The 15407-nt window shown below is 57.4% G+C and carries 11 protein-coding genes; 2 read left to right on the plus strand and 9 right to left on the minus strand.

From position 1 onward, the window contains the following. From GOW60_RS09145 to GOW60_RS09175, 6 genes are all read right to left on the minus strand, one after another. Complete coding sequence (locus tag GOW60_RS09145) at positions 1-1032, minus strand: branched-chain amino acid ABC transporter permease (protein WP_171118891.1); 1032 nt, start codon at positions 1030-1032, stop codon at positions 1-3. A gap of 105 nt (positions 1033-1137) precedes the next feature. Further along, entirely contained in the window at positions 1138-2484 is a 1347-nt protein-coding gene (locus tag GOW60_RS09150; protein WP_152459077.1) for a substrate-binding protein, read from the minus strand. Between the two features lie 569 nt (positions 2485-3053). Then, positions 3054-4040 carry a zinc-dependent alcohol dehydrogenase family protein gene (locus GOW60_RS09160; protein WP_171229050.1) on the minus strand — a complete coding sequence of 329 codons (987 nt, stop codon included), beginning with the start codon at positions 4038-4040 and terminating at the stop codon, positions 3054-3056. Positions 4041-4313: 273 nt separating this feature from the next. Next, on the minus strand, positions 4314-6107 hold the full coding sequence (locus GOW60_RS09165; RefSeq protein WP_171229051.1) for an alpha/beta hydrolase: 1794 nt from the start codon (positions 6105-6107) through the stop codon (positions 4314-4316). 185 nt (positions 6108-6292) lie between these two features. Beyond that, complete coding sequence (locus tag GOW60_RS09170; protein WP_171118898.1) at positions 6293-6670, minus strand: nuclear transport factor 2 family protein; 378 nt, start codon at positions 6668-6670, stop codon at positions 6293-6295. A gap of 346 nt (positions 6671-7016) precedes the next feature. Continuing rightward, complete coding sequence (locus tag GOW60_RS09175) at positions 7017-8186, minus strand: AraC family transcriptional regulator (RefSeq protein ID WP_171229052.1); 1170 nt, start codon at positions 8184-8186, stop codon at positions 7017-7019. Positions 8187-8264: 78 nt separating this feature from the next. Here GOW60_RS09175 and GOW60_RS09180 point away from each other — a divergent pair, with 78 nt between their 5' ends. Together GOW60_RS09180 and GOW60_RS21405 are read left to right on the plus strand one after the other, a co-directional pair. Then, a complete protein-coding gene (locus GOW60_RS09180; RefSeq protein WP_171229053.1) occupies positions 8265-9923 on the plus strand; it encodes a sulfatase-like hydrolase/transferase in 1659 nt (552 codons plus the stop codon). A gap of 251 nt (positions 9924-10174) precedes the next feature. Continuing rightward, a complete protein-coding gene (locus tag GOW60_RS21405) occupies positions 10175-10375 on the plus strand; it encodes a twin-arginine translocation signal domain-containing protein (RefSeq protein WP_371813337.1) in 201 nt (66 codons plus the stop codon). Between the two features lie 629 nt (positions 10376-11004). Here the strand turns inward: GOW60_RS21405 and GOW60_RS09190 are convergent. The 3 genes from GOW60_RS09190 to GOW60_RS09200 are packed head-to-tail and all read right to left on the minus strand — an operon-like array spanning position 11005 to position 15404. Then, entirely contained in the window at positions 11005-11853 is an 849-nt protein-coding gene (locus tag GOW60_RS09190) for an ABC transporter six-transmembrane domain-containing protein (protein ID WP_171229055.1), read from the minus strand. A 6-nt stretch (positions 11854-11859) separates the two neighbouring features. Then, positions 11860-12279: a DUF2141 domain-containing protein gene (locus GOW60_RS09195; RefSeq protein ID WP_171229056.1), complete on the minus strand. Its 420-nt coding sequence runs from the start codon at positions 12277-12279 to the stop codon at positions 11860-11862. Then, complete coding sequence (locus tag GOW60_RS09200; RefSeq protein WP_171229057.1) at positions 12276-15404, minus strand: efflux RND transporter permease subunit; 3129 nt, start codon at positions 15402-15404, stop codon at positions 12276-12278. Before GOW60_RS09200 ends, GOW60_RS09195 begins: the two co-directional genes overlap by 4 nt. Between the last annotated feature and the right edge of the window lie 3 nt (positions 15405-15407).

The following is a 15407-nucleotide window of genomic DNA, read 5'->3' on the forward strand; positions in this document are numbered from 1 at the left end:
TTATTCCTCCATCACGCCTTTGCGTCCCATCAAACCGCGCGGGCGTGTGAGCAGCACAATAATGGCAACAAGGTAGATGATGATTTGGTTGATGCCCGGGATCGTCGTCGTGGCCCAGGTCGTAGAGGCGAAGCTTTCGAGAATGCCCAGCAGAAAGCCAGCCAGCACCGCGCCGGGAAGAGACCCCATGCCACCAACAACAACCACAACGAAGCTGAGGACCAGAAAATCCATCCCCATGTGATAGTTTGGTGGGTTGAGCGGCCCGTACATGACGCCCGCCAAACCGGCCACCGCGGCAGCGATCCCGAACATGATCGTAAAGCGCCGGTCGATGTTGATCCCCAGCAAGCCCACAGTTTCGCGATCCGCCATGCCGGCGCGCACAACCATGCCGAAGGTGGTGAATTGCAGGAATGAGAAGACGGCACCGATAATGGCAACTGCAAAGCCAAAATAGACGAGGCGCCAGATCGGGTAGATGATCGCGTTGGGATCAAACCCGATCATGGTGCCAAGATCGATAGAGCCACTCAGCGCGTCGGGCGGCGGGGTCTGGATGGGGTTGGCACCAAAGAAATACTTTACGATTTCCTGCAACACGATCGCCAGGCCGAACGTGACAAGGATCTGGTCCGCGTGGGGGCGTTTGTAGAAATGCTTGATAAGCCCGCGTTCCATCACATAGCCAACCGCCAGCATGATCGGGATCGCAAACAGGATTGCCAATGGAACGGACCAGTCGATGATCGTCGCCCCGAACTCCGGGCCGAACCATGCCTCGACATAAGGTGTTTCCACCTTCAGCGGGTTGCCAAGAAAGTCGGTTTGGCTCTCGTCGATGGTTACAAAGCTCAGGTTCATGAGCTTTTGCAAAGTGACGGCACAGAACGCACCGATCATGAACAGGGCCCCGTGGGCAAAGTTCACAACGCCGAGCGTCCCAAAAATAAGCGTCAGCCCCAGCGCAATCAGCGCATAAGCCGACCCTTTGTCCAGACCGTTCAGAATTTGCAATAGGATGGCGTCCATTGGCCCACCTCAGGGTTGGTCAGTGTGAATTGAGTGGCACAACAGGATCACCCCTGCTGTAAGTGTCTGGCCACCATTTTGGCAGCCAGACTTTGATACGCGGTCTTATGCGCCCGGGTTACACTCACCCAGTGCGCCACCGGCGAACATCGGATGCTCCGGATCGTATTCAACCTGCGCGCGTGGGGTGATCTCGACGATCTCCAGCGTGTCATAGGCGTTGGTCGGGTTCATGTTGCCACGCACGACCAGTACGTCCTTGAAGCACTGGTGATCCGCGCCGCGATACCAGGTCGGGCCGTTGCCCAGGCCGTCGAACTCGAAGTCTTCCAGCGCTTCAACAACACCGCATGGGTTGAACGTACCGGCACGCTCGCAAGCATCAGCATATAGCAGAACCTGGGCATAGCAGGTTTGCGCCGAATTGGACGGCGGCTTGCCGTATTTTTCGCCGAAGGATTTCACGAAGGCTTTGGTGCCTTCATCCTGCAACTGCCAGTTCCAGTTCATCGAACCCAGCACGCCCTTGATGTTCTCGCCAGCACCGGCGGCCATCAGTTCCGAGTACAGCGGCACGACGATCTTGAAGTCCTTGCCGTTGGCGACTTTGTCGAGCAGGCCGAACTGAATCGCGTTGGTCAGCGAGTTCACCATGTTGCCGCCATAGTGGTTCAGAACCAAAACGTCCGCGCCCGAGTTCAGAACCGGAGTGATGTAGGACGAGAAGTCTGTTGACGCGAGTGGCGTTTTGACGGTGTTGACCGTTTCCCATCCCAGGGCTTCGGTCGAGGCGACGATCGACTCTTCCTGGGTCCAGCCCCAGTTGTAGTCCGCTGTCAGGTGATAGGCGCGGCGGTCATTGCCCATCTCGGCAGCCAGCACCGGCGCAAGCGCAGCGCCCGACATGTAGGCGTTGAAGAAATGGCGGAAACCATTGGCTTTCTTGTCCTTGCCGGTCGTGTCGTTGGCGTGGGTCAGACCCGCCATAAAGATCACACCCGCTTCCTGACACAGGCCCTGAACCGCAACGGCCACGCCCGAGGACGACCCGCCGTTGATCATGATCGCACCGTCTTTTTCGATCATCGACTTTGCAGACGCACGTGCGGCGTCTGACTTGGTCTGGGTGTCACCTGTGACGAACTCGACCTTCTTGCCGAGAATGCCATTGCCCTTCAGCGCCTTGGACGTGAAGGTGTTCAGGCAACCGCCGTCACCCTCTCCGTTCAGGTGTTCCACCGCCAGCTGTTGCGCCAGCAGCTCGTCATTGCCCTCTTCCGCATACGGACCGGTCTGGGGAACATTGAAGCCCAGGGTCACGGACCCTCCGGTTGGTTCGTTGGTGTAAGCGGCCGCCGACGAAGCCGTGAAGATCGTAGGCAGGGCCAGACCGGTGCCTGCAACGGCACCAGACTTCAACACGCCGCGGCGTGTGACAGATTTGTTGGTCATTAATTCCTCCCATTTCCCTTTCTCTCGTCGTCTGGCTCCTCTTCCAGCAGACGAAAGCGCACTTATGTGCATTTCAATAATGGAAAGGCGGTGGAAAATTTCACAACAAATTACTGGATTTGAAACAAAATTTTGTAAACGTCTTGACGAAAATGAAGATCGTTTGAAAAGCTTTTTCGTTTTCTTACGTTTAAACATATATTTTTCATATATTTAAATGTAAATATCGGTGACACATTTGTCGGGCATGACACCAATATTCGTTGTCTGCGGCACCAAAAGCCGATTTGCAATACAAAGCCAGCATTTTCAGCACGCTGAATGGAAACAAGCTCTTCGCTCATCTGACGGTCCAGTTTGATTGTTGGCGCATGATCGTCCACGGGTTTGCCGGTATGATCGTGCCCGGCACGGGTGGGCGGCATCCCAGTGCGCCGAGCGGTCTTTCGTGCTCCGGTGTTCCGTCCGTTCCTCGATCAGGATCCGTTTGCCTAAGCCACCACCCTAATTTCGGATGCTGACGTCCGCTGTGACTTGTCAAGCCGGTGCGGGGCGCGACAGACCATTGGTCAGGGAACCAAAACCGCTGCACCTTGCAATCGTCCGGCGCCCAGATCCGCGAGGGCTGTGTTGGCGTCTTTCAGTGAATATCTTTGGGTCCGTGTCTGGATGCCTGCGGCTTGAGCCATTGCAAAAAACTCCTCACCATCCTGACGCGTCAGGTTTGCGACAGACAGGATTTGACGTTCCCCCCAAAGATCTCTGTAGGGAAAGGAAGGAATATCGCTCATGTGAATTCCGCCGCAAACCACGCGGCCGCCCTTGCGGACAGCTTGCAGCGCTTTGGGCACAAGGGCTCCGACAGGTGCGAATATGATTGCAGCATCCAGTTCCGCCGGTGGTCGTTCGTCGGATCCACCAGACCATACCGCGCCAAGCTCACGCGCAAACTCCTGCGCCTCAATATCGCCGGGCCGGGTCAGTGCATATACTTTCCGGTCCTGCCAGACGGCCAGTTGTGCAAGGATATGCGCGGCAGCTCCGAAGCCATAAAAGCCGATTTCCTTGGCATCCTGGGCCATTCGCAGACAGCGAAACCCGATAAGCCCGGCACATAACAACGGCGCCAGTGCAACCGGATCGGCAATCTCTGGCAAGGCAAAGACATACCGTGCATCCGCAAGGCAGGCTTCGGCAAATCCACCGTTTCGCGTGTATCCCGTGAACACCGGCGCGTCACACAGGTTTTCCTGTGCGCGGCGGCAATACGGACATTTACCACAAGTGGACCCAAGCCAAGGCACGCCCACGCTCTGACCGGCATCCAGCCCTGTTACGGCATCCCCCTTTCGAACGATCCGCCCAACGATTTCGTGGCCCGGAATCAGTGGAAGTTCAGGATGTTTGAGGTCACCGTCGACGATGTGCAGATCCGTTCGGCAGACACCACAAGCCTCGATCTGGATCTCGATGTCATGAGGGCCCGGCGCCGGAAGTTCGATGTCTTCCAGTCTCAGCGCGCGGCCGGGCTCGTTCAAAACCATTGCACGTGTCATGGTCCAACTCTCCAGATACATCCGCCCGAAATCATCTGTGTATTGCCTCTTTTCGTTGCAAATTGCGGGCTCAGCCTTCGACAAAACCGCAAATGTGGCGCTGGGTTCCGACGACCTGAACGATAACACACGTGCGCCGCGGCAAGGCTTGATCCATCGCAAAGTCCCAGATCTGACCGAGCGACCAAAATCTCAACTGCACCAGAAGGGCTTGCGCAGGATGTCCAAAAAAGATCGACCGGGCACTGACGGGTCTGACCCTCGCCACCGGTTTCAGGTCTGATGAATGTAGCTGCCCGGCGCTTTGGGCAGGTTTTCAGCCCCCCTTCGTTTTCCGCCCATCGGCGGCGGCGCAGTTTCGCCCGATGAACGGTCTTTGATCCAATCCACCATCGCTGGCCACCAGGAACCTTGCTTTTCTTCGGCCGACTCGAACCACTCATCCGGCGAGGTATACAGCGCGTCGGCCGGCCTGTGGCCCAACCGATAGTGGCGGTGCTTGTGCCCCGGCTCGCTCAGGATGCCGCCATTGTGACCACCGTTGGTCAGCACGAATGTAAGATCTCCGTCGGTAAACAGCCGAATTTTGTACACTGATCGCCACGGGGCAATGTGGTCGGATTCCGTTCCGACCACAAACATGGGTACGCGTATATCCTTGAGCGCAACAACCCGACCTTCGACTGAAAAGCGCCCAGCGCTCAGCCGGTTTTCCAGGAACAGACCGCGCAAATACTCGGAATGCATTCGCGCCGGCATCCGGGTCGTGTCATTGTTCCAGACGGTCAGATCCGTAGGCAGGTCGTCTTCACCCAGAAAATAGCGACGGACAGCCCGGGCATAGATCAGATCCTCGGCGCGGATTGTCGTGAAAGTTCGCGTCATCTGCGGGCGGTCCAGATAGCCCTGCAACCACATCAGGTCTTCGACAAAAGCGACCTGGCTGTCATCGATAAACAGCAAAAGCTCACCGGCTTCGGCGAAATCAACCTGCGCCGCCATCAGCGTAACGCTTGCAAGCCGGTCATCGCCATCGCGTTGCATAACCGCAGCTGCAATCGCCAGAAGTGTGCCGCCAAGGCAATACCCATTGGCGTGAATCTTTTGACCTGGAACGATTTTCTCGATGGCCTCGATCGCGGCCATGACACCGTTCAGGCGATAATCCTCGAGGCTGAGATCAGCCTGATCAGCCATGGGATTGACCCAGGAGATCATGAAAACGGTAAAGCCCTGCTCGACCAGATAACGCACCATGGAGTTTTCCGGAGAAAGGTCGAGCACATAGTATTTCATGATCCATGCAGGCACGAAAAGGACCGGTTCGGCCTGTACGCGCTTGGTGCGCGGTGTGTATTGAATCAGCTCGAACAGCGCGTTGCGATAAACGACCCCGCCGGGGGTTGCGGCAATGTCTCTACCGATTTCATACCCCTGAGGGGCAGGTTCATGCTGTTGCGTTATGGTATGGGCAACATCCTCAAGAAAGTGGGCGGCGCCCTCTATCAAATTGCGACCGCCGGTCTGAAAGGTGCGATTGATGATTTCCGGGTTTGACCACAGGAAGTTCGAAGGAGAGACAAGATCAAGTGCCTGGCGAATCTGAAATTGCGCGCGTTCGGCGTCGCGGGGGGCGATGCCCGGCATTTCGTCCGTTGCGGCCTGCCACCAATCCTGTGCGCTCAGAAAAGCCTGCTGCCAAACGGAAAATGGCGCCTTCTGCCAGCCGGGCGCATTGAAACGGTGATCCTGCTTGCGTGGCTGAAAAGGCGGAGTGGCCTTCGCGCCGGTCGCCATCTCGCTGGCATAGACCCAAAGTTTGGCCGCATCGCGTGCCGCGCGTTCTGTCAGTTCAAGCTGGCGTCCGGGTGAACGACCCAGGTGCAGGGCCCAATCCATCCAGGTGGCCATTATCGAATGCGGGGAAACACCGGCGGTGGCACGGGCAAGGGCCGCGCGCGTTGCGCGATCAAGTTTCTCATAGGGGTGTGGCGGGCCATTCTTGCCGGTATCTGCCGCACAAACCCCGGCCTCGGCAGACAGCTTGTCAGGTGAGAGTTCGGTCATCTGGGTTCTCCGATCCGGGCAGAATGCTTAAATGCTGCAAGCCTAAATCCATCTGTCCACCAAGCCCCGGACCGACCAGTCAACCGCCCATTTTGACTGGACGTACTTGATGCAGCGCCGGACCTGGCGAGGCTTCCTGAAATGGACGCAAGCGCTTGGGAACCCGTGTTGCCGGGCGCCGTTCGCTATTTTGGCAACATAAAGAACTCTTCGAGTACAATCTTGCCATCCTCAACGGAATAAATGGCAATCTCGCTAAGGTTCATTCTTTGTCCGGTGTCTTTCTGCACGACCTCGGCATTGAAACGCACGCCAAAGCGATTGGGCGGATGAACAAAAGGACCATCTGCCGTAAGCGTTTGGATTTCATGCGTTTTCAGCCAGTCTTCCCGCTTTGCTTTGATGGCGTCGCGACCCTTTGTAATCCGAAATTGCCGCACCGGAGGCACAACCGCCTCTATGGATTGAGCGTTTTCCGCGTACATCTCGTCAACACTTGCCAAGCCATTGCGATCACGCATCGCCTGAACAAATGTCCGCCCAATTTCGACCAGTCTTTCCATGCAAGACCTCCTGATACATTGGTGACTGTATCTCGTCGGGCCGCATCCAACTTTGACAAAGATCAAAATGAGACGGTTCTGCAAAGATTGGCCACCGGGCTTGCTTCGGAACAGGTAGAACTGCACCTTATAAATTTGGACGCAACAAGTAGCCGCCATTCGTTGGGCAAGATGTGATCCTACGGGTCTTGGCGCATCTCAACTCTGTACCGGACGACACCATACTGCTCGAAACTGGCAACAACACTCCTGCCGATATGCGCTTGACGCCAGCTCAGGGCAGGAAGGTGCTGGCCCCTGCCCCTGATACTTCCGGGTGCTGAAGAGCGGAATTGGTATGGGAAACCTATTTCTGCACGCCCCTTGTTTCAGACGGCAGCTCTCGGAAAAACAGCCTGTAGTCGCGCGCGAACTGGCCCATATGCCAAAATCCGAGCCGGTTTGCAGCATCGGTTATTCTTCCGCTGAAAGACCCTGAAAGAAGGTCCTCGCGAACACGGTTCAACCTGAGACGCATATAATACGACTTGGGGCTTTGTCCGAACTGTTCCTTGAACGCGCGATCCAGAGTTCGCCAAGACGCCCCGCTTTCTTTACAAATCTCTTCAATTGAAATCGGATCTTCCAGATTGGCAACCATAAGATCGGTTGCGCGTTCCAGGGCACGCCGCCTGGTGCCCGCCTGACTCCTGTCAAAATGCGCTTCGTTGTCGGTCAGAATAATCAGGGCTTCCAGCATCAGGGCTTGCTCAGCCGCCTCAGACCACTGCGCATCACCATTGTTGAGAAGCCCGGCTACGCGACCCTCCAGTTTCGCCATGCTGGCCAAGCCCGCTTTGGACCTCAGCCTGTGGGCGTCCGGGGTGTCGCGCGCCAGGTGAAATCCGCAGGACTCTGCAAAATTCTCCAATCTGCGCGTCTGGAAGGAAATGACATTTCCCGAGAAACCGGCCGTCGAAACACCGTCAAACCCATCACTGTCACCGAAGGACAGGAATGCGTTATCGGTTACGTCCTTTGCCTGCCATTTGTCGACCGCACCATTTGACGGAATCCCGAACGTCATCCAGTCCTTGGGCGAAACACCACGTTGATGAACGCGTTGGTTCATCGCGATGCTGAGAGCGGAGACCGAACGCCCTGAGCGCACCCTGATGGACGTCGACAATCGACCGGGATCGAGCTGGCGGAAGTCTATCTCCCACGGCGTGATTTCCCCGATTTTGTTGGGATGTTCGAATTTCAGAACGGCTGCGGGCGTCACCCCGCCCGATACGGAAGGGACACCCTTTTGCGAATTTGGCGAATTCTTGATGCGGTCCATTCCCAGAGCCTGACACTTTACCGGTAATGTAGCGAATTCGAACGGCAGGGAGTCAAGTGTCAGCAAAAACTCCAAACCTCGCCACCATGGGCCGACCACGGCTTCCTGAGGCCGATGCCCGATCAGAGCGCGTGGTGACGTTTCTAACGCCACCAGAACACCAGCGGTTATCTGAGCTGGCGCATCAGTCAAACCAATCTCTTTCAGCAAAATGTCGCGACCTGATTGTTCAGGCGATGAACTTCAGGAGCACCAAAGGGGGAACGAAGAATGACTAATGTTGTCCAAAGGACTGGCATCGCAGCCTGTTTGCTAGCAGCGTTGAGCACCACACAATCGGCCGCACAACAAGACGCGATTGTGCATGACGGTGAATTTGCGTTCCTGCGCGCCCAATTTGGCGAGCAATGGGATGCGCAGGACGTCGAGATTGATGCGAGGCTGGCTGAACTTCGGGAAGCCAACGGCGGCAAACCCCCAAATTTCCTGTACATCCTCATCGATGACATCAGCTTTGGCCAGATGGGCGAACGCAAACTCAACTATGTGATGGGCATTGAAACCCCGAATATCAATGACTTTGCCAGCGAAGGCATGTCGTTGATGCGGATGTACACCGAGCCCTCATGTACACCCACTCGTACGGCCATGCTGACCGGGCGCCACCCGATCCGGGCCGGCGTGGAAGAGGTGAAAGTGGCTTTGGTGGGGGAAGGGCTTCCTGCCAGCGAAGTGACGCTGCCGGAAATCCTGAAACAGGCGGGCTACAACACCTCGCATGTCGGCAAATGGCATCAAGGCGATATCGAAGAGGCCTATCCGCACAATCAGGGCTTTGACTGGGCGGCCTTCCCGCTGCATCAGCAGGTTCAGCTGAGCCTGATGACCCGCGAGGCGATGCAGGCGAACAACATGTTGGGGTACCACGCGTCGGGACAGAACAATGCCCTTCTGCTGGATGAGCGTTTCAAGCCCTATGGTTTGGTGACAGGTGTCGAAGCCGAGGCCGGAGGGCAAGCCCGCGAAGTCGAAATGGCCGCAGGTGAAGAATGGACCCAAGCCAAATACGAAGAGATGAACGAGCGCTACCAGACGCAGGCAATTGAACAGCTCGAGCGTGTCGCAGCCTTGGATGAGCCGTTTTTCCTGCAATACTGGCCGCTTTATCCGCTGAACTTTGTCTATCCCGATCAGGCACTGTCACGTAACGGCGGCTTCCACGCGGACAAGTTGCAGCTTCTGGACGGTTGGATCGGCGAAATTCTCGACGCGCTGGAGAAGACCGGCGAGGCGGACAACACCATCGTCATGATCATGGCCGACAACGGGTTGATGTACCATTACGAAGGAACATCCGGGCTGAACCAACTGATCTATCGCGGCGGCAAGACCCAACATCTCGAAGGGGGTGTGCGCACTGATGCATTCATTCGCTGGCCCGGTGTGATCGAGGCTGACAGCGCCGCCGGTGACATTTTTCATGTATCGGATATCTACACGACGATGGCGCGTATCGCTGGCGCCACTGACTATATCCCGCGTGATCGGGTGATCGATGGGATCGATCAGACGGCGCTGCTGCTGGAAGGCGAAGGCAATGGGCGACGCGACTACGTCTACGTGTACGAGGGCCCGGTTCTGCGCTCGGTCGTGAAACAGGAGTTCAAGATGCACCTGCCTGCTCCGGGCGCGCCCGGAGCCGCCGCGCCAACGTACAACATCTATCGCGACCCGCGCGAACTGCATCCGCTGGTCGGGTACTCCCTCTGGGCCGGCGCATCGTTCCAGGACATGATCAAGCGACATCAGAAGATGATCGCCAAGTATCCGAACTCGGAAATCGGTAAAGACGTCCCCTATGGCGGCATCGAGAACCTGCGCCCCGAAAGCGAAAAGGCGCGGCAGGTTTTCATGAGCTGGCAAGAGTGAAGCCTTGTTGGCGCGCGGAACCTGCCCGCGCGCCAACGACAACCTATGCAGTCAAGACAACACTGGGCCACTCCCCTAGGCTTGGACAAGATTCCGCGTGGCCCAAGCCAATGGAATGCCGAGGAAGGTAATGTTCTAAGGCAATCTTTGAACGCATCGGCGCCAGTGTTTGCCCTGATATTGTTCAATCTGGTAGCAACTGGCTTTTTAGGCTTTCACCGGGTGTGTTATTTTTGCGGATCGTTTGACCGATGTGCCAACCGTATTCCAACCCAGCTGGACAAATCACCGTGCCCCAAAAAACCTCTGCTTTGAATACTGACCAACTCAGCCGCCGAAGCTTTTTGAAAGCCTCCATGAGCGTGGCCGCATCGCCTGCGATGCTGGGCGCTGCCGGGAACAACGTCACAACCAAGGTTGAGGCCCGACAGTCCGAACCGGGGCTTGAATGAACTTTGATCGGGTACTCCTCACGGTTCTGCTGCCGCCGAGGAGACGGGATCGAAATCAAGGTCAGCGCTTTCAACAAAGATATTGATCCGAACGCGGCCCGTATCACATCGCCAGCATCGGTGCCACGGTGGCCGAGCAATACATCGTATCGCGCTAGGACACGGTTTCGCAAACAGGTTGGGCGCAGCTGATCGAAGGCCAGGGCGAGGTCTTCTGCGCGGGCACCATCTATTGGTTCCTGGGTCTCAAGTGGAAGGACCGCACCACTCAGCAAATCACGCATAACATTCTCAGCCGTTTTACAGCCTGAACCTAAGCAATTGCAGATAGGCTGGCTTGGCTGATCCTTCCCAGCCGGAAAGAGCCCGCCGACGCCATCTTGGCAAAGCTACAGCCTGTACGACATTCCATTCAACACTCTGACCTGCGCAGAGACCCTGCCATTGTTTCGAATCCTGCTTTTCCGCGTTGCAGGCCTCTGACAATTTCGCCGCAGAGCCATCGTACCGAATATCTGCCACGAAGAGCTGCCCTGCCGCATACCGGAGGGTGGCTCAACGGCGGTCACGAGAAGACCAACACCTGATTGCAACACCCGTTCCACGCAACTTGCAGTTTGCAAATCTGTTCATCCTCTCTGCAATCGGACCGTGATTTCGGACAGCCGGGACCAGGATTGGAACGTGATCGGCAAAGCAAGTGCGGCTTCAGCAAATTCCCATGAGTAGCTGACAATCGAAAAGATCATTCCGGGTGTCGCATCCAGATTTTGCGTCGCGAACCACAGGTTGAACAGGATCAGACCTATCAGCAGAACGAAGATCACACCGTACAGGTAGGCTTCGGTATCCGAGAGCTTCACTTCGAAACGACGCAGTTTCATCAGGTGGACAAGCACCGGGCGGACGCGGCGTTGCTCCAGAATGCTGACCTGATGTTCCATCTGCTCATTCAGGGCCCGGTTCCATTGCCAGAACGTCGAATGAAACAGGGCGTAGATGCATATCATTCCCACAAGCACCCCGCAGGCTGACAGAGCCAGCACCGGCGAGAAGTAAAACAGCAATATTGCTGAGACGACGAACTGCATGATTCCTGAAATGGCCGAAGGCAGGATCTCTTCCAGAAAGTCGGCCAGTTCGCGCCCCATTCCGATCCGGGCGTTCAACAAAGAAATCGGCAGGTTTGAAAAACGCGCAGCAAGCGCCTTGCCCAGTTCGACGCGGATCGTTCCGTAGACACGCGTATCGTATATCCGCCGGATCACGCCGATCAGCGTGAGGGCGACCATAAGAGCGCCCAAATGCACAAAGGGCTGAAACTGTCCGCTCAGCAATCCATCTATGGCAAAGCCGATAAACAGCGGGATCAACACGGTTAATGCAGTTTCCGACAGTATCAGAAACCATGTGATCCCGACACGCCACCGAAACACGCTCAGCAACGTACCGATAGTCAGTTTTCTGTCCCTCAGCATGCGGCATCACTGATCATAGTGGACACGAACGCGGACATCGCCCGGCCAGACCGAGGCGGCCTCGAAATCAGGCATGTCCTGAGGGTTCGGGGCGCCGGTTGAACCCAGCCCCTCCAAAAGCTTCGTCTCGGTCATGTTCAGGTCTTCGTCCTTGTTTTCGTCGTGAAACAGCAGCACCGCATAGGGGCCGGCCGTCAGGTCGGGAAACTCATGGCTGACACTGCCTTTGCGGGACGGAACCTGGGCGTAGTCAATCGCGCTCTGGACATCCAAACCGTCAAAGGCGCGCGCGTCGTCGAAAACAAGGATCACAATGTTTCCCTTGGCGTTGCGGATACCCTCCACAATCACGTTCAGACCATCAGATGCGGCAGGCGTTGCAAGCGCCATCAGGGCGAATGCGGGGGCCAGAATGCTACGTGTCATAAATATGTCCTTTCTCCGGAAGGGTGCGGCGGGGCTGGCTTGAAGACGACAAGGACATCTTCGGCAATGGCGATCAGCACGGGCACCAGCAGCAGCATGAGGGCGGTGCCGAACAGTTCGCCAAAAGCCAGAGAAATGGCGGCAGGGATCAGATACTGCGCCTGTTCCGAGGTTTCCGTCAGCAAGGGCAGCAAGCCGATCACCGTCGTTGCGGTGGTCAGAAAGATCGCCTTGAAACGTCCGATGCCGGCGCTTTTCAGCGCCAGGTTCACGGGCTGACCTTCCTGGCGCGCCTGATTGTATCGGGTGATCATGACCAGACTGTCGTTCACGATCACGCCGGTCAGCGCCAGCATGCCGAAGAACGAAAACAGCGACAGCGACACATCCATGATCAGGTGCCCGACCGCAGCCGCGATAAAACCAAAGGGCACGATGGCCAGAATGACGAAAGGTTGCCAATAGCTTTTCAACGGCACGGCCATCAACACATAGATCAGAACCGCCGCCAGCAGCAGCGCACGTTTCAAGCCACCGCTGATATCGGCCATCTCTTCCAGTTCACCGGCGGGCAAAACTGTGACGCTCGGGTACTTTTCGCGGAGTTTCGGGACCAGCTGATCGAACACTGCCTGACCAACCTCTTCGGGGGCAACACGGTCACGGTCGATGGACGCGGCCACGATGTTCATGCGCTTGCCATCGCGGCGATCGACGGTGCCAGAGGTGTAGGTGCCTTCGATTTCGGCAACCGTCTCAAGCGGCACCCAGGCACCGGATGCACTGCGCAACTGGGTCTGCATCAGATCGGCCAGCGTATCGCGGTTTTCCCGCGCGTTCTGCACGACCACGCGAATTTCGGACCCGTCGCGCCGAACCTTGGTCACCTCGGCCCCGCCAAACCCATAGCCAATCTGTCTGGCCAAAGCCTCGGCATTGAAGCCAAGGTGCCGCGCGTCCGGACGCAGGCGGAGCTTCAGTTCGGGCTGGCCGCCCGCCAGCCCATCCCGAACATTCGCCACGCCCTCGATGTTCGATAGGAAGTCTTTCATCTCGGTGCTCGCCTGTCGCAGCAGGTCTTCGTCTCTTGACGCCAACCAGATGCGGAATCCTCCGGCGAGCGTTTCCGATCCGGTGAACTCCAGTTCGGTTGCGCCTTCGACCGCTCCGACCCGGTCGCGCCATACGCGAACCACGGAAAGGATCGGAACATCCGGTCGTTCGGCCACCGGGATCATCTCGGCGTATATTTGTGCGCTGCCCGCGCTGTTGATGATGCTGAACACGGTCTGAACGGGCGGCGCGGCCATACTTGCGTCTTCGGCAAGCTCGGCGTTCAGATCGCTCAACACAGTTTCGATCCGATCCACGTTCGCGCGGGTCAGTGCAAAGGGCGCGCGGGCGTCCATTTCCAGGTTCATCGTGATGATCTGACCGGGCACTTCGGGAAAGAACACCATTCTGACCTTGCCCTTGTACATCAGGCCAAGCCCCAGCGTCGCGGCGGCGACGAACAGGATCAGCACGGCATAGCGCTGCCGCACTGCCGCAACGAGCAGCGGCTGATAGATGCGATCCCGCCCCCAGTCCAGGCCGCCCTGCGCGGTATCCTGTACGCGGCCCCAGAGGCGGGACAGCAGGTACCTTCGCTCTTGCCTCATCGAAACCTGCGCCAGATGGGCGGGCAGGATGAACTTGCTTTCGATGAGCGAAAAGACCAGCGTCAGGATCACGATCCCCGCGAACCCGGCCAGCACCTTGCCCAACGGGTTGTCGATCAGCAGCATCGGGAAGAACGCCGCGATTGTCGTCAGCACGCCGAAGACTGTTGCGACCGCCACGCGGTGCACGCCGCGTTCAGTGTCCTGTATCGGGTCCGTGCCCTTTCGACGTTCATCGTAAACGCTTTCTCCGACCACAACGGCATCATCGACCAGAATGCCCAGGGCGATGATCAGACCAAAGGTGGTGACATCGTTGAGCGAATAGTCCACCCATTTTGAACCCGAAACGGCTATGGCCCCCATGACCGAAACCGGAATGCCCATGGCGACCCAGAAGGCCAGGCGCACGTTCAGAAACACCGACAGCATCAAAGTCACAAGGATCAGCCCCTGCACCCCGTTGGACCGCAACAGCGCCAGCCGGTCCGAGATATAGCCGGCGCTGTCGCCCCAGACATCGACCTGAACCTGCGACGGCAACTGGCGGCTGAACTCATCCACCGTGCGGCGCACAACGTCACTGATCGTCAGCAGGTTCTCTTTCTGCCCGACCAGAACCTCCATCCCGACGGTTGGTTTGCCGTTCAGCCGAAACAGGTACTCGCCGTCCTGAAACCCGTCTTCGATCTTGGCGATATCACCCAAGGGCACAAAAGACCCGTCGTCACGTTCGATGATCGGCAGGGCCGCGTACTCAGGAGCGTATTTTGCGCGATCATCGGCCCGCAGATAGATCGTGCCGCCCTCGGTCCGCAAACGGCCTGCCTGAAATGTCACCGAGTTTTCCTCGATTGCGCGGGTCACATCCGCCACGGTCAGGCCATAGTGGCGCAACAGCGCAGGGTCGATTTCGATGCGTAGTTCCCGCGGGATCAGACCCCAGATTTGCAGCCGGGACAATTCCGGTTGCGCCAGTAGCTCTTCCTTCAGGCGCTGCGCCAGGCTCTGCAATGTGGCCGGGTCTGTTTCGCCGTAGAGGTTCAGATAGAGCGCTGGAAAATCGAAACCCGACGCTTCGATCACAGGGCGGCGCGCGGTATCGGGCAGATCGGTCAACCCATCGATGCGAATGCGGACACGATCCAGAACGGCTTGCAGTTTCTGGCCACCCGCGCGGCGGACGGTCACGACACTCAGATCGTTTTGGGATCGCGAAGTCACACTGCGCACGCCCTCCAACCCTTCCAGCGCCTGCTCAACTTTCCGGGTCACCAATTCATCGACCTGTTCGGAAGTGGCGTCCGGGAACTCGATCGAAATCGTAACGCTTTCCGCAGGTATGCGAGGGAAGCCCTCGATCCGAATATTCAGCAGCGTCTGCACCCCAAGAAAGAGGATCAGCGCCATCATCAGATTGGCGGCGACAGGGTTGCGGATAAACCAGGATGTCAGTGCGTGCATGGC

Origin of the sequence: Ruegeria sp. HKCCA4008, assembly GCF_013033125.1 — a bacterium.
Classification (GTDB): domain Bacteria; phylum Pseudomonadota; class Alphaproteobacteria; order Rhodobacterales; family Rhodobacteraceae; genus Ruegeria.